This is a genomic window from Rhizobium sp. G21, assembly GCF_014158035.1.
Classification (GTDB): Bacteria; Pseudomonadota; Alphaproteobacteria; order Rhizobiales; family Rhizobiaceae; genus Rhizobium_E.
The window spans coordinates 2,962,607-2,981,744 of the sequence record NZ_JACFXW010000001.1 but is presented as its reverse complement, the minus strand read 5'-3'; the positions used below and the strand labels follow the sequence as shown (position 1 = coordinate 2,981,744).

Annotated in this window: 9 protein-coding genes, 1 tRNA gene, 1 other RNA gene and 5 pseudogenes; 10 read left to right on the top strand and 6 right to left on the bottom strand. The window is 62.5% G+C overall.

Annotation, left to right across the window (positions count from 1 at the left end):
- Positions 1–95 precede the first annotated feature (95 nt).
- Positions 96–1,875: pseudogene (locus H2O14_RS15055) on the bottom strand (IlvD/Edd family dehydratase).
- 136 nt (positions 1,876–2,011) lie between these two features.
- Between H2O14_RS15055 and ybgC the strand changes: the two are divergent.
- Complete coding sequence (gene ybgC, locus H2O14_RS15050; protein ID WP_182828290.1) at positions 2,012–2,452, top strand: tol-pal system-associated acyl-CoA thioesterase; 441 nt, start codon at positions 2,012–2,014, stop codon at positions 2,450–2,452.
- Positions 2,453–2,814: 362 nt separating this feature from the next.
- On the opposite strand, the gene ssrS is transcribed toward ybgC, so the two are convergent.
- The 3 genes from ssrS to H2O14_RS15035 form a co-directional block, all read right to left on the bottom strand.
- Positions 2,815–2,971, bottom strand: a non-coding RNA gene (gene ssrS, locus H2O14_RS15045) — 6S RNA.
- Between the two features lie 53 nt (positions 2,972–3,024).
- Positions 3,025–3,396, bottom strand: a complete 372-nt coding sequence (locus H2O14_RS15040) for a cell division protein ZapA (RefSeq protein WP_182828289.1) — start codon at positions 3,394–3,396, stop codon at positions 3,025–3,027.
- Between the two features lie 23 nt (positions 3,397–3,419).
- Positions 3,420–3,692 (bottom strand): DUF4164 domain-containing protein, encoded by a 273-nt coding sequence (locus H2O14_RS15035; RefSeq protein ID WP_137155966.1) that lies wholly within the window; start codon positions 3,690–3,692, stop codon positions 3,420–3,422.
- Between the two features lie 333 nt (positions 3,693–4,025).
- Between H2O14_RS15035 and tkt the strand changes: the two genes are divergently transcribed.
- From tkt to H2O14_RS15015, 4 genes and pseudogenes are all read left to right on the top strand, one after another.
- Positions 4,026–6,002 (top strand): transketolase, encoded by a 1,977-nt coding sequence (tkt, locus tag H2O14_RS15030; protein WP_182828288.1) that lies wholly within the window; start codon positions 4,026–4,028, stop codon positions 6,000–6,002.
- Between the two features lie 80 nt (positions 6,003–6,082).
- Positions 6,083–7,092: pseudogene (gap, locus tag H2O14_RS15025) on the top strand (type I glyceraldehyde-3-phosphate dehydrogenase).
- Positions 7,093–7,409: 317 nt separating this feature from the next.
- On the top strand, positions 7,410–9,203 hold the full coding sequence (locus H2O14_RS15020; RefSeq protein ID WP_182828287.1) for a potassium/proton antiporter: 1,794 nt from the start codon (positions 7,410–7,412) through the stop codon (positions 9,201–9,203).
- 81 nt (positions 9,204–9,284) lie between these two features.
- Positions 9,285–10,483 (top strand): annotated as a pseudogene (locus H2O14_RS15015) (phosphoglycerate kinase).
- A 53-nt stretch (positions 10,484–10,536) separates the two neighbouring features.
- On the opposite strand, the pseudogene H2O14_RS15010 reads toward H2O14_RS15015, so the two are convergent.
- A pseudogene (locus H2O14_RS15010) lies at positions 10,537–10,973 on the bottom strand (Lrp/AsnC family transcriptional regulator).
- 120 nt (positions 10,974–11,093) lie between these two features.
- Here H2O14_RS15010 and rocF point away from each other — a divergent pair.
- From rocF to H2O14_RS14985, 5 genes and pseudogenes are all read left to right on the top strand, one after another.
- Complete coding sequence (rocF, locus tag H2O14_RS15005) at positions 11,094–12,014, top strand: arginase (RefSeq protein WP_182828286.1); 921 nt, start codon at positions 11,094–11,096, stop codon at positions 12,012–12,014.
- Positions 12,014–13,060 carry an ornithine cyclodeaminase gene (locus tag H2O14_RS15000; RefSeq protein WP_182828285.1) on the top strand — a complete coding sequence of 349 codons (1,047 nt, stop codon included), beginning with the start codon at positions 12,014–12,016 and terminating at the stop codon, positions 13,058–13,060. The genes rocF and H2O14_RS15000 overlap by 1 nt, the downstream gene beginning before the upstream one ends.
- Before the next feature lie 315 nt (positions 13,061–13,375).
- Positions 13,376–14,569, top strand: a complete 1,194-nt coding sequence (locus tag H2O14_RS14995) for an efflux RND transporter periplasmic adaptor subunit (protein ID WP_182828284.1) — start codon at positions 13,376–13,378, stop codon at positions 14,567–14,569.
- Positions 14,570–14,584: 15 nt separating this feature from the next.
- Positions 14,585–17,921, top strand: a pseudogene (locus H2O14_RS14990) (efflux RND transporter permease subunit).
- A 145-nt stretch (positions 17,922–18,066) separates the two neighbouring features.
- Positions 18,067–18,747: a Crp/Fnr family transcriptional regulator gene (locus tag H2O14_RS14985; protein WP_182829391.1), complete on the top strand. Its 681-nt coding sequence runs from the start codon at positions 18,067–18,069 to the stop codon at positions 18,745–18,747.
- 317 nt (positions 18,748–19,064) lie between these two features.
- Here the strand turns inward: H2O14_RS14985 and H2O14_RS14980 are convergent.
- Positions 19,065–19,138, bottom strand: a tRNA-Gly gene (locus tag H2O14_RS14980).

The window sequence follows — 19,138 nt, the reverse complement described above, 5'->3', positions numbered from 1 at the left end:
ACTTTATGTTCCTAAGACCTAAAATGCAAGCCGTGTCGAAAGCCTGCATTTTTTCTACGCAGGCTTCGATAAGCCGGATCGGCGAAAACGATGGATCAGTGATTGTGCCGGGGCGGCGTCTTGGCGATCTGGCGGAAGTCCGCCGCGCCGTCGATCACCGCGCCGTCGGACAATTGCGCCACGGTTTGGCGGTAGAGCCGCTGCCAGGGAGTTGCGTCCGGGGAACTTTCGGAATGCCGTCCTGCTTGCGTTTGGCGATCTCGGCCTCATCCACCAGCATGTCGCAGAGACCCTGATTGAAATCGATGCGGATGACGTCGCCGGTGCGCACCCAGGCGAGCCCGCCGCCGGCGGCGCTTTCGGGCGAGGCGTTGAGGATCGAGGGACTGTCGGCGGTGCCGGACTGGCGCCCGTCGCCGATGGTCGGCAGGCTCTTGATTCCGCGCTTGAGGATATGATCCGGCGGCTGCATGTTGACCACCTCCGCCGATCCCGGCCAGCCCAGGGGACCCGCGCCGCGGATCACGAGAATCGTGCGCTCGTCGATATCGAGAGCGGGATCGTTGATCCGGGCGTGATAATCTTCGGAGCCGTCGAACACCACGGCCTTGCCCTCGAACACGCCTTCGCGGCCCGGCTCGGAGAGATAGCGGCTGCGGAAATCCTCCGACACCACGCTCATCTTCATGATGGCGAAATCGAACAGATTGCCCCTGAGCACCAGGAAGCCGGCCCGGTGCTTGAGCGGCGCGGCGAATGGCTTGATCACCTCGCGGTCCACGGCTTCGCGTCCCTCCAGATTCTCAGCCATGGCCTTGCCGGTGATCGTGCGACAGTCGCCGGCCAGCTTGCCGGCCTGCATCAGCTCCCACATGATTGCCGGCGTGCCGCCGGCGCGGTGATAGCGCTCGCCGAGATAGGCGCCGGCCGGCTGGACATTGGCGAGCAGCGGAATGTCGAAACCGTAAACCTGCCAATCCTCGGGATGGAGCTCGACGCCGGCGTGCTTGGCCATGGCGGCGAGATGCGGCTGGGCGTTGGTCGAGCCTCCAATGGCGGAATTGACCTTGATGGCGTTCAGGAAGGCGTCGCGCGTCAGGATGTCGGACGGCTTGAGGTCCTCCCAGACGATCTCGACGGCGCGCCGGCCGGTGCGATAGGCCATCTGGCCGCGCTCGCGATAGGCGGCGGGGATCGCGCCGCAACCGGTCAGCGACAGGCCGAGCGCTTCGGCGAGCGCATTCATGGTCGAGGCGGTGCCCATCGTGTTGCAATGGCCGATCGACGGGGCGGAATCGAGCGCGGCCTGCAGGAATTCCTCACGATCGATTTCGCCGGCTGCGTATTTGCGCCGCATGCGCCAGATCACCGTGCCGGAGCCCGCCAGTTCGCCCTCATGCCAGCCGTCGAGCATCGGTCCGCCCGACAGCACGATGGCGGGAATATCGACGGTGGAGGCGGCCATGATCGCCGAAGGAGTCGTCTTGTCGCAGCCCGTCGTCAGCACCACCCCGTCGAGCGGATAGCCGTAGAGCACTTCGACCAGGCCGAGATAGGCGAGGTTGCGGTCGAGCGCCGCCGTGGGTCGCTTGCAATTTTCGAAGATCGGATGGGTCGGAAATTCGATCGGAATGCCGCCCGCGTCCCGAATGCCGTCGCGCACCCGTTTGGCGAGATCGACATGGTGGCGATTGCAGGGGTGAGATCGCTGCCTGATTGCGCGATGCCGATGATCGGCTTGCCGGAGCGCAATTCCTCGGGCGTCACGCCGTAATTCATGAAACGCTCGAGATAGAGCGCGGTCATGTCGATATGGTCGGGATTGTCGAACCAGTCCTGCGACCGCAGACGACGTCTCTCGTGTTGACCGGACATGGCGCTCCTCCTTCATGCTGGCTGCGCTAGCTCTATCGCCGGCGCAGGCGCCAAACAAGGGCGAAGGCGCCGCGTTCCGGCTTGGACTTTGATCGGAGGCCGTGTACAGCGCGAGCGACGTGACGATGGAGCGCCCATGACCCAGATAATGATCCCGCTTGCCGGCGAATTAAGCCCCGACGGCCACCGGCTCACCCAGCGCGTCTATTACGAGGACACGGACTTCTCCGGCGTCGTCTATCACGCCCGCTACCTGCATTTCCTCGAGCGCGGCCGCACCGACTTCCTGCGTTGCCTCGGCGTCGAACAGGCGGAGATGGTGGTGGACGGCGAAAAGGCCGCTTTCGTCGTCCGCCACATGGAGATCGATTTTCTCGCCTCGGCCCGCATGGACGATATTCTGACAGTGCTGACACGAACCGAGACAGCGGCAGGCGCCCGCATGGTGTTGCGGCAGACGATCCTGAAAGATCAAACACGGCTGATGGAGGCGACGGTGACCATCGCGCTGATCAACACCGCGGGCCGCCCCCGTCGCTTATCTATGGATTTACAACAGAAAATGCTGAATATGTGAGGCGTGTTCACATTTTTGCTGCAACGCGATATGGAGAATTAAGAAACCCTAAAAGAATCCTGTTCCCTTGGGAACAGACCTATGCTTAAAAGCATCTTAATCGACTGCATGTCCAGTTGAGGGGAGGCCGAGGCAATGCAATACTTCGTCATGACAGCGATGACTATTCTTGCTTTTCTTGTCGCGGCGACCGCCACGGGGGACCTTCGGGCAATGTCTCCGGCGACACCGTCGTCACCCACTCCGACGACGTCGCGACAAACGATAAGAATTGCGTCGTCCGTCGCGATTGGGCGACGGATTTCCATGGCAGTCCCTATCTGAGGAAAACCCGCATCTGCGGCTGAGCCGGGATGGGAAAAGTGCGATCCACGACGACCGATGGAAGTTCGATCCTGGGCGCCTACAAAAGTAGGTGGGCGCCATGTGCTCCAGCCCACAGGCCAAAACAGGGACAGCTCCCATAAGATCGAGTATGGCCCCAAGGAAAATTTTTCCTGTCGAGAGGCGCAGACCGCAACTTCAATATAGTGATTTTCTCGTGAAACAAAAGGGACAACCTTCGAAAAAGCTCAGGCCTGTTCGCGCGGCCCTTCGAGCTTGGCGGAGATCTCCTTTACCTGCTGGGCAATCTCGCTGATCATGCCCGCGACCGCCGCGTCATTGCGTTCCGCGGCTGCGTTTGCGCCTTCGCGGGTCTTGCGAAGCCCTTCGACCTCCTGGAGCAAGGCGGTCTTGGCGCGATTGGCTTCAAACAGTTCGTCCATCACCATGATCCCGGCCATCACCGTCAGCCGGAGATCGCCGATCTCGCCGAACTGCCGCTTGAGATGGATGACATATTGGTCGAAAGTCTGGGCCAGTCCGGTGAGATGTTCTTCCTGCCCTTCCTCGCACGCCATGCGATAGGATTTGCCGTCGATCGTCACTGTGACTTGAGCCATGCCTACGCACCCATACCGGTCTGTCAGCGGTCGAGAACCGCCCTGATTGTTTCCATGGCCGTCACGAGGCGCCTCGAGACTTCGCGATTGACTTCTTCGAGCCGATTGGCCCGGAACTGCGAGTGATCCAGTTCCTGCGCCAACCGCGAGCGATCCGCATGCGTGCGCCTCACTTCCGCCTCGAGTTCGGCGGAGTCGCGCTCCCGATCGAACCGGCGGTCGATCGCGCGGTCGAGGTCTCCGAGCGCGCGGCGCAACTCCTCGAAAGCCGACATGACTGCTGGCCCTGCTTGCATCGTCCCTGTCATCCAAAAAGCGGCGAATCGCGTTTGCCGCGCTCACCGTGCGAGAAGCCCGATAGTAAGGGAAGGCTCCTTCATCCGTCAATCGATCAAAACATCGGTAAATCAGGCTATTCTGTGGAAGAGTTGCAGTGCCGCTTCGCATCCTTTCCGCTTGCCATTGGAAAGAGTGCGATTGCCGACGCACAAATATTGGCCGCAAGCCTCGCGCATGTGCGCGTATTTTCGGCGTCTTTGTTGACTCAGTCCGCCCAACTGCTATGTGTCCCCTGCTTTGACGGCAGTCGACAAGGCTGCCTCCTTCCATTTTCCGGAGCCGTCGACGACATGATCTCACGCGAAACACACGACCGGATGGCGAATGCGATCCGTTTCCTCTCCATGGACGCCGTGGAAAAGGCCAATTCGGGTCACCCTGGCCTGCCGATGGGCGCCGCCGATGTGGCGACCGTGCTGTTCACCCGCTATCTGAAATTCGACCCCAAGGCTCCGCACTGGCCCGATCGCGACCGCTTCGTGCTGTCGGCCGGCCACGGCTCGATGCTGCTCTATTCGCTCCTCTATCTCACCGGCTACGAGGACATGACGATCGACGACATCAAGTCGTTCCGCCAGCTGCACGCCAAGACCGCCGGCCACCCCGAATACGGCCACGCCTCAGGCATCGAGACGACCACCGGACCGCTCGGCCAGGGCATCGCGACCTCGGTGGGCATGGCGATCGCCGAAAAGAAGCTCGCGCAGGAATTCGGAAGCGACCTTCAGGATCACTTCACCTATGTGCTCGCCGGCGACGGCTGCCTGATGGAAGGCATCAGCCAGGAAGCGATTTCGCTGGCCGGCCACCTCAAGCTCAACAAGCTGATCGTCTTCTGGGACGACAACAACATCACCATCGACGGCGCGGTCTCCATGGCCGACTCCACCGACCAGCACGCCCGCTTCCGCGCCTCGGGCTGGAACACCATCGCCGTCGACGGCCATGATCCGGACGCGATCGCCGCGGCGATCGAAACCGCCCAGAAGTCCGACAAGCCCACCATGATCGCCTGCAAGACGGTGATCGGTTTCGGCGCGCCCAACAAGGCCGGCACCCACAAGGTGCATGGTTCGCCGCTCGGCGCCGACGAAATCGCCGCCGCCCGCAAGGCGCTGAACTGGGAATCCGAAGCCTTCGTGGTGCCCGCCGACGTTCTCTCGGCCTGGCGCGAGTCGGGCGTCCGCTCCGCTGACGCGCACAAGGCCTGGGCCGGTCGCCTGCGGGCCTCGGACAAGAAGGACGAGTTCAACCGTCGCTTCTCCGGCGAACTGCCAAAGAACCTGGATGACGCGATCGCCGCCTACAAGCAGAAGCTGGCCGACGGCAAGCCCACGCTCGCCACCCGCAAGGCGTCCGAAGACGCGCTGGAAGTCATCAATGGCGTGGTTGCCGAAACGATCGGCGGCTCCGCCGACCTGACCGGCTCCAACAACACCAAGACCAGCCAGACCGCCTCGATCACGCCCACCGATTTCTCGGGTCGTTACCTGCATTACGGCATCCGCGAACATGGCATGGCGGCGGCGATGAACGGCATCGCGCTGCATGGCGGCCTAATCCCCTATTCCGGCGGCTTCCTGATCTTCTCGGACTACTGCCGTCCGTCGATCCGCCTCGCCGCGCTGATGGGCATCCGCGTCATCCATGTGCTGACGCATGACTCGATCGGGCTGGGCGAAGACGGCCCGACCCACCAGCCGGTGGAACAGATGGCGGCGCTGCGCGCCATCCCGAACCTGGTGATGTTCCGCCCGGCCGACGCCACCGAGACGGTGGAATGCTGGCAGGCCGCGCTCGAAGCCAAGGATCACCCCTCGGGCATCGCCCTCACCCGCCAGAATCTCGCCGCCATGCGCACCACCTATTCGGCCGAAAATCTCTCGGCCAGGGGCGCTTATGTGCTGCAGGACGCCGCCGACGCCCAGGCGACCATCTTCGCCTCCGGTTCGGAAGTCGAAATCGCAGTGAAGGCCAAGGCGCTGCTCGCCGACAAGGGGATTGCCGCCCGCGTCGTCTCCGTGCCGAGCTTCGAACTGTTCGAAGCCCAGTCTGACGAATACAAGGCCTCCGTTCTCGGCTCCGCCAAGGTCAAGGTCGGCGTCGAAGCCGCCATCCGCCAGGGCTGGGACCGCTTCATCGGCTCCGACGGCGTGTTCGTGGGCATGAAGGGCTTCGGCGCTTCCGGCCCCTACAAGGAGCTTTACAGCTATTTCGGCATCACGCCGGAAGCGATCGCCGACGCCGTCGTCGCCAAGCTCGCCTGATTCATTCGACGAGACCGGCCCCGGGGCCGGTCTTTCGCCTCCTGTTCGTTCCATCACGTCCCAAGCGGAGAAATAGCACCATGGCTATCAAGGTAAGCATCAACGGATTTGGCCGCATCGGCCGCAACGTCCTGCGCGCGATCGTCGAATCCGGCCGCACCGACATCGAAGTCGTGTCCATCAACGACCTCGGCCCGGTCGAAACCAATGCGCATCTCCTGCGCTACGACTCGATCATGGCCGCTTCCCCGCCGACGTGAAGGTCGACGGCGACGCCATCATCATCAACGGCGGCAAGCCGATCAAGGTGACCGCCGTCAAGGATCCGGCCACGCTGCCGCACGCCGAACTCGGCGTCGACATCGCGTTTGAATGCACCGGCATCTTCACCAGCCGCGACAAGGCCGCCGCCCACCTGACCGCCGGCGCCAAGCGCGTGATCGTCTCGGCCCCGGCCGACGGCGCCGACCTGACCGTCGTCTACGGCGTCAACCATGACCAGCTCACCAAGGAGCATATGGTCATCTCCAACGCGTCCTGCACCACCAACTGCCTGGTGCCGGTGGTGAAGGTTCTCAACGACCTCGTCGGCGTCGATCACGGCTTCATGACCACGATCCACTCCTACACCAACGACCAGCCGTCGCTCGACCAGATGCACAAGGATCTGTACCGCGCCCGCGCCGCAGCCCTGTCGATGATCCCGACCTCGACCGGCGCCGCCAAGGCCGTCGGCCTCGTGCTGCCGGAACTCAAGGGCAAGCTCGACGGCTCCTCGATCCGCGTGCCGACCCCGAACGTGTCGGTCGTCGACCTGAAATTCGTCGCCAAGCGCAACACCACGGTGCAGGAAATCAACGACGCCATCAAGGCCGCCGCCGACGGCCCGCTGAAGGGCGTGCTCGGCTACACCGAAGAGCCGCTCGTCTCGCGCGACTTCAACCACGATTCCCATTCCTCGATCTTCGCGATCGACCAGACCAAGGTGATGGAAGGCAATTTCGTCCGCATCCTGACCTGGTACGATAATGAATGGGGCTTCTCGAACCGCATGTGCGACACGGCGGTGGCTTTCGCCAAGCTCATCTGATCGCCATCATTCGGATTCATTGACGCTCATTCGCCCGCGGCTCTCGCCGCGGGCGTTTTGTTGTCAACATATCTTCGCAGCGCCTCGGCGATTGTTGGCGTCATCTTGATTATCAGCCGTATTGCAATGCAAAATTTTATTGTTTGCGTGTGACAACAGCCTCATTGTCGTCCAATATGCATCTGATGATTTGTCGTCGGCGCTGCGCGCCGTTCGCGTTGCCGCAGATAATTTCGGTTGCGGCTCAATGATTTGAACAAGATTATGGTGACGAGCGCGCCCCGCTCGAACGGGCGCATTATGTGGAGAAGACGGGTTTGGACGCGTTTTACTTGGTCGTTCTGGTCGGCGCATCGCTGGTGCTGTTCGCCGCCATGTCTTCCTTGATCGCCTTCCGCTTCGGCGCGCCGCTCCTGCTGCTTTTCCTGGGCATCGGCCTTCTCGCCGGCGTCGATGGTCTCGGCATCAACTTTTCCAACAATCAGGCGGCCTATTGGCTTGGGTCGCTGGCGCTGGCCGTCATCCTGTTCGACTCCGGTTTCGGCACGCCGATCCGCGCTTTCCGTATCGCCGCCTTGCCCGCCATCTCGCTGGCCACGGTCGGGGTGCTCATCACCGCCGGGCTCTTCGCGCTCGGAGCCATGGCGCTTCTCGGCTTTTCTTTCCTTCAGGGACTGCTTCTCGGCTCGATCGTCGCCTCGACCGATGCCGCGGCCGTGTTCTTTCTACTGCGCATCGGCGGCGTCAACATCCGCGACCAGATCACCTCGACGCTGGAAGTGGAATCGGGCACCAACGATCCCATGGCGATTTTCCTGACGGTCACGCTGGTCGAACTCGTGGCGTCGGGGCACGGCATTTCGGATCTGGACTGGCATGTCCTCCTCAGCTTCGTCGAAGAAATGGGCATTGGCGTGATCTGCGGCGTCGCTGGCGGATGGATCATCGTCACCGTCGCCAACCGTTTCGTCCAGGACAAGGGTCTTGCGCCGATCCTGGTGCTGGCGCTGTCGTTGTTGGTGTTCTCCTTTACCGGCGTCGTCGGCGGCAGCGGCTTCCTGGCGGTCTATGTCGCCGGCCTCTTCGCCGGCAATCGCGAGGTTCAGGCGAAACTGGCCATCAAACGGTTCCAGGAGGGCATGACCTGGCTGGCCCAGATCATCATGTTCGTGATGCTCGGACTGCTGGCCACACCGTCCGAATTCCACATCATTGCGCTGCCGGCGGTGCTGCTCGGCCTGTTCCTGATCCTGTTCGCCCGCCCCATCGCCGTCTGGCTCTGCATGTTGCCCTTCGATTTCCATCAGAAGGAAATCACCTTCGTCGCCTGGGTCGGCCTGCGCGGCGCCGTGTCCATCTTGTTGTCGATCCTGCCGATCATCAACAATCTCGAAAACGGACAGGCCTTCTTCAACATCACCTTCATCATCGTACTGGTGTCGCTGATCGTGCAGGGCTGGACGATCAAGCCGATCGCCAAGCGGCTGGGTCTGATCATCCCCAAACAGGTCGGCGCCGTCGATAAGCTCGAGCTCGACCTGCCCCGCGCCGTCAACCACGAGCTCGTCTCCTATCGCGTCATCCCCGGCTGCCCCGTGGCGAATGGCGCGCGCCTGCCCTGCTGGGCCATGCCGTCGCTGATCATCCGCGACAGCCGTTCGATGCGCTATCAATATGCCGGTCGCCTGAAAGAGAACGACATCGTCTACCTCTTCGTCACTCCCGCTTTCATTCCGCTGCTGGACAAGCTCTTCGCGGACAAGGCCGATCTCGACCCCGAGGACGAACAGTTTTTCGGCACCTTCTCCATATCGCCCGGCCGCCCCTCCAGGGAACTGGACGCCGCCTATGGGCCCGGTCTGCTGACCGAGATCGAAAAGTCCATGACCATCGGCGAATTGATGATGGCGCGGCTCGGCGGACGCGCCGAATATGCCGATCGCGTCCGCTTCGGCTCGATCATTCTGATCGTGCGCGACATAGACGAGCACAATCATATTTCATCCGTCGGAATTTCGATGGAATCGGTGGAGCCGGGCGGAAAGCTGCCGATTTTCCTCAATTTTCGTGATCTCTGGCGCCGGATCAAGACGCGTTCGAGCGAGGCCTAGGCTGGTCAATGAGCGCTTGAATCCATCGCTCGGCGGTGTATGGTCCCCACCGGAAACCCCACCCAAGCGAATGGAAACAACATGGCGTCCTTCAAGACCCTCGATGATCTCACCGACATTTCCGGCAAGCGCGTTCTGGTCCGCGTCGATCTCAACGTGCCTTGCAAGGATGGAAAAGTCACTGACGCCACCCGTATCGAACGTGTCGCCCCGACGATCCTCGAACTGTCGGACAAGGGCGCCAAGGTGATCCTGCTCGCTCATTTCGGCCGTCCCAAGAATGGTCCGGAAGCAGAATTCTCGCTCGCCGTCATCCAGTCCGCCGTCGAAGCCGTGCTCGACCGTCGGGTTCATTTCGCCGGCGATTGCATCGGCGAACCGGCGCACGAGGCCGTCGCCGCGCTCGAAGACGGCGGCATCCTGTTGCTCGAGAACACCCGCTTCCACAAGGGCGAAGAGAAGAACGATCCCGACTTCGTCAAGGCGCTGGCCGCCAATGGCGATATCTTCGTCAACGACGCCTTTTCGGCCGCCCATCGCGCCCACGCCTCGACCGAAGGCCTCGCGCACCACATGCCTGCCTATGCCGGCCGCACCATGCAGGCCGAACTCGAAGCGCTGGAAGCCGGTCTCGGCAATCCCAAGCGTCCAGTCGTGGCGATCGTCGGCGGCGCCAAAGTCTCCACCAAGATCGACCTGCTGAAAAATCTCGTCCGCAAGGTCGACGCGCTGGTGATCGGCGGCGGCATGGCCAACACCTTCCTTGCTGCCCAAGGGATCGACGTCGGCAAGTCGCTCTGCGAGCATGATCTCGCCGACACCGCCAAGGCGATCCTGGCGGAAGCTCAGGACGCCGGCTGCGCCATCGTTCTGCCGTCCGATGTCGTCGTCGCTCGCGAATTCAAGGCCAATGCGGCCAATGAAACCGTCGCCGCCACCGCGATTCCCGCCGACGCCATGGCGCTCGACGTCGGCCCGGACTCGATCCAGGCCGTCAACGACTGGATCGCCAAGGCCGAAACGCTGGTGTGTGGAACGGCCCGCTCGGCGCTTTCGAAATCGAGCCTTTCGACACCGCCACCGTCTCGGTCGCCAAATTCGCCGCCGAAGAGACCAAGGCGGGCAAGCTCGTCTCCGTCGCCGGCGGCGGCGATACCGTCTCGGCGCTCAATCACGCCGATGTGGCCGACGACTTTACCTATGTCTCGACCGCCGGCGGCGCCTTCCTGGAATGGATGGAGGGCAAGCCCCTCCCAGGCGTGGACGTGCTGAAGTCCTGATCTGTCTGAACGATTGGTCGTCGATGGCGGGGCTCGACCCCGCCATCGTCGTTTCAGAGCCGCGCCCGCGTGCTGCGTGGCGTGGTGAGATAGAGCGTCGTCTCGCTGCTCGCCACCCCGGCACGAGACGGATGCGTTTGAGCAATTCATCGAAGCCGGGCAAGTCGGCGGCGCCCAGTTCCGCCACCAGATCCCATTGACCATGGGTGGTGTGGACGGCTGAAATTTCCGAAAAGCCGTTGAGCGCCTTCAGCACGCGCTCGGTCTTGTGGCCTTCCACCTCGATCATCATGATGCCGCGCACCGGCAGCGCGCTGGTGTCCGAGCGCAGGATCACCGTATAGCCGACGATCTCACCTATCTGCTCCAGCCGCTCCATACGGCTGCGCACGGTCGCCCGCGCCGTTCCCAATTCGATCGCGAGGTCGGAAATGCTGCGCCGCGCATTGTGCCGGAGAAGCGTGATGAGTTTCTGGTCGAGCTCGTCCATGGCGGCGCCTGTCGGTTTGATTTGCCAAAATGATAAGCCAAAGCATTTGTTTTGCCAATTCTTCCTGTTCACTTCGCCAGATGAGGATGATCAAATCTTGGCAAGTGAAGAGGGGTAGCGATGCTGGTGAAACTCGTTGGCGCGCCGGTTCAGGATGGAGCGGGCCGCAAGGGATGCGATATGGGGCCGGCGGCGTATCGGGCGGCGGGCCTTGCCGAGAGTCTGACCGAACTCGGCCATCAGGTGGTCGACACAGGCGACGTGAAACCCATGGCGCCGCGCCAGCACAGCCACCCCAACACGGCGATCAAGAAGCTCGACGAGACCATCGCCTGGATTGAGGCGCTGGACGCCGCCGCTTTCGAAGCGAGCGATGACGGCTTTCCCGTTTTCATGGGCGGCGACCATAGTCTCTCTGCCGGCACGGTCACCGGCATCGCCCGCCGCGCGCAGGCCCAGGGGCGGCCGCTCTTCGTGCTCTGGCTCGACGCCCATACCGATTTCCATACGCTCGACACCACCGGCAGCGGCAATCTGCATGGCGTGCCGGTCGCCTATTTCACCGGCCAGCCGGGCTTTGAGGGCTATTTCCCGGATGTCGTCGCCCCTGTCGATCCCAACCATGTGTCGATGATCGGCATTCGCAGCGTCGATCCCGAAGAACGCCGCCTGATCACCGCCGCCGGCGTCGACATCGTCGACATGCGCATGATCGACGAGGAAGGCATCGCCGCGCCGCTGAAGCGCTTCCTGAAAAAGGTGAAGGACGCGGACGGTCTGCTGCATGTCTCGCTCGACGTCGATTTCCTTGATCCGGCGATCGCGCCGGCCGTCGGCACCACCGTTCCGGGCGGCGCGACCTTCCGCGAGGCGCATCTGGTGATGGAGCTTCTGCATGACAGCGGCCTCGTCACCAGCCTCGATCTGGTCGAGCTCAATCCCTTTCTCGATGAACGGGGTCGCACCGCGATCCTGATGGCCGATCTCGCCGCGAGCCTTCTTGGCAAGCAGGTGATGGACAGACCCACAAGGAGCTTTTGATGAACGCGATGCCCAAACTGAATGTCGTGCCTTTCGTCAGCGTCGACAGCATGATGAAGCTGGTGATGAAGATCGGCGTCGAACGCTTCATCACCGAACTCGTCGCCTATCTCGAAGAGGACTTCCGCCGCTGGGAGGTGTTCGACAAGACCCCGCGAGTCGGCTCCCATTGCGATGACGGCGTAATCGAGCTGATGCCCACCAGCGACGGCGCGCTTTACGGCTTCAAATATGTCAACGGCCATCCCTACAACAACCGCACCGGCCGCCAGACCGTCACCGCCTTCGGCGTTCTCTCGGATCTCTCCACCGGCTATCCGATGATGATCACCGAAATGACCATCCTGACGGCGCTGCGCACGGCGGCGACCTCGGCGATGGCGGCGAAATATCTCGCGCCGAAAGGCGCGCGCACCATGGCGATCATCGGCAACGGCGCCCAGTCGGAATTCCAGGCGCTGGCCTTCAAGGCCGTGCTCGGCATCGACAAGCTCCGCCTGTACGACATCGATCCCGCGGCCACCCGTAAATGCGCCGCCAATCTCGCCGGCCGCGGCTTCACCATCGTCGAAGCCAGGACCGCCGAAGAAGCCGTCGCCGGCGCCGACATCATCACAACCGTCACCGCCGACAAGAAGAGCGCGACCGTTCTCCATGACAACATGGTCGGCGAAGGCGTCCACATCAACGCTGTCGGCGGCGACTGCCCCGGCAAGACCGAACTCGCCCGCGACATCGTCACGCGCTCCGACATCTTCGTCGAATATCCGCCGCAGACCTGGATCGAAGGCGAGATCCAGCAGCTCGACCGCGATCATCCGATCACCGAGCTCTGGCGGGTGATTTCCGGCCAGACGGAGGGACGCAAGAGCGATCGCCAGATCACGCTGTTCGACAGCGTCGGTTTCGCGATCGAGGATTTTTCGGCCCTGCGCTACCTGCGCGACCAGCTCGCCGCCAACGGCGTTTACGAGGAGCTGGACCTGTTGGCCGACCCCGACGAGCCGCGCGATCTTTATGGCATGCTGTTGCGCTCCGTCGCCTGACGGGGCGTTTGCGCCGTCCCGTTTCAACCTGAGCGTGACAAATTGGCGACATCGACCGCCATTCTCTGCGAGTAGGGTATTTATTTGCCGTCCATGCCATAATAATGGTGCTTGTGCGGGATCAAAACCATGGCCAAATAGGCGTCGAAGAGACGCGCCGGCGCGGTGGAGACGCGGCGCAGAGGTCGTGAGACGCATATGACGTCACGGCGTCGGGATCGATTAAATCCCGGTTCATCCAGTATGCGTATTGAATGCGTTGACGCCGCCCGAGACTCCGGGTGCGGGGCGACAACCGGCCAGGAAAGTTCAGCAATGCCCAGAAAGATCCTATTCGCTGTCTTGATCGCGTCGTCGGCGCTCGCGCCGACGGGCCTCGCATGGAGCGCGGAACCGGAAGTTCCCGCCGACGCGCCCGCCGCGCAGAACCTTCCCGCCATACGCGTCACCGAAGCCTCCATGCGCGAACTGACCGATCGCGTGATCGCGTCCGGCACCATACAGCCGGTGGAAACCGTTTATGTTCAGGCGCAGGTCGAAGGCGTGCGCATCGAAGAGCTGAGAGCGGATGTCGGCGACAAGGTGGAGGCGGGCCAGGTGCTCGCGACGCTGAGCGCGGAGGCGCTCGAACTCCAGAAGCAGCAATTCGTCGCCAATATCGCCAAGACCGAAGCCGTCGGCGCTCAGAACGAGGCGCAGCTTGCCGAAGCCAGGGCGAATGAAGCCGAAGCGGTTCGCCAGGCGGAGCGAGCCCAAACGCTGATCCGCACCAAGGCCGTCTCGCAGACCCAGCTGGAGCAGCTGCAATCCCAGGCGGAGGCCGCCAAAGCCCGCACCCGCGCCGCCGAACAGACCATCGCCGCCAACAAGGCCGATCTCGATGTCGTTCGCAGCCAGCTCGCCGATGTCGAATTGTCGCTGTCGCGCACTGAGGTGAAGTCGCCGGTCGCCGGCGTCGTGACCGAGCGCAACGCCAAGATCGGCGCCATCGCCAGCGCGGCCGGCAATCCTCTTTTCACCCTCATTCGCAACGGGGCGATCGAGCTTCAGGCGGATGTCGCCGAGGGCGATCTCTTGAAGCTCAAGCAGGGCCAGAAGGTCAATATCGCCATTGCCGGCACGTCGACGAACATCCAGGGCGTGGTGCGCGTCATCGATCCCGTCGTGGATCAGTCGAGCCGTCTCGGCAAGGTCAAGATTGCCATAGCCGATGCGTCGCTGGCGCGAGCCGGCATGTTCGCATCCGCCGAAATCATCATCTCTGAGCGCAAGGTGCTGTCTCTGCCGTTGACGGCCGTGACGGCCGAAAAGGACGGCGACTATGTCCGCAAGGTCGTGGACGGCGTGGTCGACATGACCAAGGTCGAAACCGGCGTCGCCGACGGCGATTTCGTCGAGATCGCCGCGGGCCTCAAGGACAAGGACGTGGTGGTCGAGAAAGCCGGCGTCTTCGTGCGCGACGGCGACCGGATCGCGCCTGTTCGCGCCCAACAAACCGCTTCGAACTGACGAGGACCCTGGAACATGAACTTTTCCGCCTGGTCCATCCGCAATCCGATCGCGCCGATCCTCGCCTTCTTCCTGCTGATGTTTTTGGGAGTGAAGGCGTTTTACGATCTGCCGATCACGCGCTTTCCGAATATCGACGTTCCCGTCATCTCCGTCAGCGTCACGCAAGTCGGGCGCGTCGCCGTCCGAACTCGAAACGCAGGTCACGCGCGAAATAGAAGACGCCGTGGCCGGCATAACCGGCGTCGACTATATGCAGTCGACGGTCAATGACGGCGTATCGACCACATCCGTCGTCTTCAAGCTGGAAGTGCCGACCGACAAGGCGCTCCAGGACGTCAAGGATGCCGTCGACCGCATTCAGGCCGATCTGCCCGCCACCGCCGACACGCCCGAAGTGACGAAGATCGACGTCGAGGGCTCTGCTATCCAGACTTTCGCCGTCTCCTCGCCGGACATGACTCTCGAGGAACTGTCCTGGTTCGTCGAGGACACGATCAAGCGCGCGCTGCAAGGCAAGCCGGGCGTCGGCCGCATCGATCGTTACGGCGGCGTCGACCGCGAGGTGCAGATCGATCTCGATCCCAACAAACTCAACGCCTATGGCGTGACGGCCGCGGATGTGAATACGCAGCTGCGCAGCATCAATGCCGATCTGGGTTCCGGTCGCGGCCAGCTGGCGGGCGCCGAACAAGCGATCCGCACGCTGGGCGATCAGCGCAGCGTCAAGCAATTGGCAGACACCACGATCGCGGTCGGCAATGGCCGCTTCGTCAAGCTCGCCGATCTCGGCTCGATCCGCGACGCATATGAGGAGCCCGATTCCTTCTCGCGCTTCAACGGCAATCCCGTCGTCTCCTTCGCGGTGTTCCGCTCCAAGGGCGCGAGCGAGGTCACCGTCGCCGAAACCGTGGCGCAGGAACTCGACGGCATCCGCAAAGCCTATCCTCAGGTGCGGATCGAACTCGTCGACGACGCCGTCTATTTCACCTATGGCAATTACGAAGCCGCCATGCACACGCTGATCGAAGGCGCGATCCTGGCGGTGATCGTGGTGTTCCTGTTCCTGAGGAACTGGCGCGCCACGCTGATCTCCGCCGTTGCGCTGCCTCTGTCGGCGGTTCCGACCTTCTGGGTCATGGACATGCTGGGCTTCTCGCTGAACCTGGTGAGTTTCCTGGCGCTGACGCTGGCGACCGGCATTCTCGTCGACGACGCCATCGTCGAGATCGAGAACATCGCCCGGCACATCAAGATGGGCAAGACGCCCTACCGTGCGGCCATCGAGGCGGCGGACGAAATCGGTCTCGCCGTCATCGCCACCACCTTCACGATCATCGCCGTCTTCGCGCCTGTTTCCTTCATGGGCGGCATCGCCGGCCAGTATTTCATCCAGTTCGGCCTGACCGTGGCGATCTCGGTGTTCTTCTCGCTGGCGGTGGCGCGATTGATCACGCCGTTGATGGCGGCTTATCTGATGCGCGCGTCCGACGCCAATGTCGGGCACGAGCATGACGGAGACGGCTGGATCATGCGCGGCTATACGGCCGTCGTGCGTGCTCTGACCCGTCGCTGGTATGGCCGCTACGGCACGCTCGTCGTCACGCTCGGCCTGTTGTTCGGCTCCGTCGTGCTGCTGATGCAGGTGCCGGGCAGCTTCATGCCGCCGGAGGATTCCGGTCGCGTGATCCTGTCGCTGGAATTGCCGCCCAGCGCATCGCTCGAGGAGACGGACACCACGACGTCCGAAATCTATAAACGCATCAAGGACCTGCCGACCATCGAGAACATCTTCGTGCTCGGCGGCTCATCCCCCAAGGGCGATCTGGAGCGGCGCCGCGCCTCGGTCTACGTCAATCTCAAGAAGATCGAGCATTCGCTTCTGAAAAAGCTGGTCAACGACGTCGCCGCCCGGTTGCCGCTCGTCGGCCAGTTCGTGCCGAAGATGGAGATCAACGGCCGCACGGTGCCGCAATGGGAGATCGAAGAACAGATCTTCCAGAAGATCGCCGACATTCCGGACGCCCGCGTGCTCAAGCTGAACGACCGCGGCGAGCGCGACATCGCCTTCAACTTCACCTCGTCCAACGCCGAGGATCTCGACAATGCCGTGGCCGTGCTCGAAGCCAAGCTTCGCCAGGAGCCAAAGCTGCAGAATGTCGGCTCGGAGGGCGCGCTGCCGCGATCCGAAATCCAGATCAAACCCGATCCGGTGCGCATGGCGCGGCTCGGCATCACGACCGCCACACTGTCCGAGACTGTGCGGGTGGCGACGATCGGCGATGTCGATACGGCGCTGTCCAAAGTTTATCTCGACGACCGCATGATTCCGATCCGCGTGCAGCTCGATCTCTCGGTGCGGCGCAACATGGCGGAACTGCGCGCCATCAAGGTGCCCACGGCGTCGGGCGCCTCCGTGCCGCTGTCGTCGGTGGCGGCGATCAGCTATTCCGAAGGTCCGAGCGTCATCAAACGCTACGACCGCAGCCGCGTGGTAACCGTCGGCGCCAGCCTGCCCAAAGGCGTTGCTCTGGACCCAGCCACCGACGCGTTCAAGAAAGCGGTCACGGACGCCAACCTGCCGCCGAGCGTGAAAATCGTCGAAAGCGGCGACGCCAAGGTGCAGAAGGAAATGGTGGCGAGTTTCGGCAACGCCATGCTGCTCGGCCTGCTGTTGATGTTCGCGGTGCTTGTGGTGCTGTTCCAGAACGTGCTGCAACCGATCACCATCGTCTTTTCGCTGCTGCTCGCCACCGGCGGCGTGGCGGTGGCGCTGCTGGTCACTAAAAATGCGCTCTCCATGCCGGTGCTGATCGGCATTCTGATGCTCATGGGCATCGTCGCGAAGAACGCCATCCTGCTGGTCGATTTCGCCATCGAGATGATCCATCGCGGCATGAAGCGTTCGGACGCCATGGTGGAGGCGGGCCGCAAGCGCGCGCGGCCCATCATCATGACCTCGATCGCCATGTCCGCCGGCATGCTGCCCTCGGCGCTCGGCGTCGGCGAAGGCGGAGCGTTCCGCGCGCCGATGGCGATCGCCGTGATCGGCGGCATCATCGTCTCCACCGTGCTGTCGCTGGTGGTGGTGCCGAGCTTCTTCCTGATCATCGACGACATCTCCCGCGCCCTCGGCTGGGCTTTGGGTCGCCTAGTGGGCAAACGGGAGTCCGAGCCGGAAGCGCTCGAAAATGTCGAACTCACCCGTATTCTCACCGAGAACAGCCGCACGATCTCCAGTCTCGAAGAGCGCCTCAACGCTCTCGACGCCGGAGCGTCGAGCCGCCCGGGACCCAAGAAAACGTCTCCACCGGCCAATGATGTCGGCGACCGACCGCTCGCCGCCGAATGATCCTCTCTCAGACCCGGCTCCGGCCGGGTTTTTGCTGTTCGGACGGCCGCTGTTGATCGAAATCAATTCCCCGCTTCGACATTTAGCTACACTTGATGAAAGGAAGAGATTTTCGGTTCAACTCCGGAGGACAATCGTGAACAAGATGCTGAAGATGAATCACCGCGACCGGGAGATCCTGCTGTCCACGCCGCTGATGTCGGGACTCAATCCGACGCTCGCCCGTCGCGTCCTCGAAAGCGCCGCCGTGTTCGGCGCCGAGGCGAAGGACGTCCTGTTCCGCGAGGGCGCGGAGGCCGAAAATTTTTATGTGGTTCTCTCCGGTTATGTCCGCCTCTTCCGCCTGTCGCGCGAGGGCAAGGAAGCCGATATCGGCGTCTATGGTCCCGGCGAGACGTTCGGCGAATGCGCGATGTTTCTCGGCTGCAAATACGCCTTCAACGCCCAGGCCGCCGAGCCCGTCACCTTGGCCCGCTTCGATGTCGCGAAAATCCGTCAGATCATGGCCGAGGAGCCCGAATTCTCACTGGCGCTTCTTCAGGTGCTCGCCCATCATTTGCAGGACGCCCGCGAGAACGTCGCCAACGACCGGCTGCACACCGCCCCGCAGCGTGTGGCCAATTATCTCCTGGAAATGATGCAGGCCAGCGGCTCCGGCAATTCCAACTCCTTCCGCCTGCCCTTCCAGAAAAGTCTTCTGGCCGGCAAGTTGGGCCTTGCGCCGGAAGCGTTGTCGCGCGCCTTCTCGATGCTCAAGACATCGGGCGTGTCTATCCGTGGGCGTATGGTGCAGATCACCGACGCCGAGGCGCTGCGCCGCATCTGAAACGAGTGACGGTAAAATAAAAAGCCCGGCGCGGGAGGAGGTGCGCCGGGCTTGATCATGACAGACAGCTTGGGAGGAGGAGCGCTATCCGTCGTCGTCAGAGGTTTGGGAGGAGGAGTAACCGTCTGACAGTTATCAACTTAATGCTGCGTCGCACAAAAAGCAAGAGTTTATTTCGCAGCGCGAAGAAATTCGTGTTCACGACTTCGTGAGGCGTAGCCAAGACCAAACGTCGGCCACTCTCGATGCGCACGGCGGCCGCGCGCCGACCGATTAGCAAACCCAACCTCTTCAAAACATTGAAAATATGAAGCTTATGGAGCGGGTGAAGGGAATCGAACCCTCGTATTCAGCTTGGGAAGCTGCTGCTCTGCCATTGAGCTACACCCGC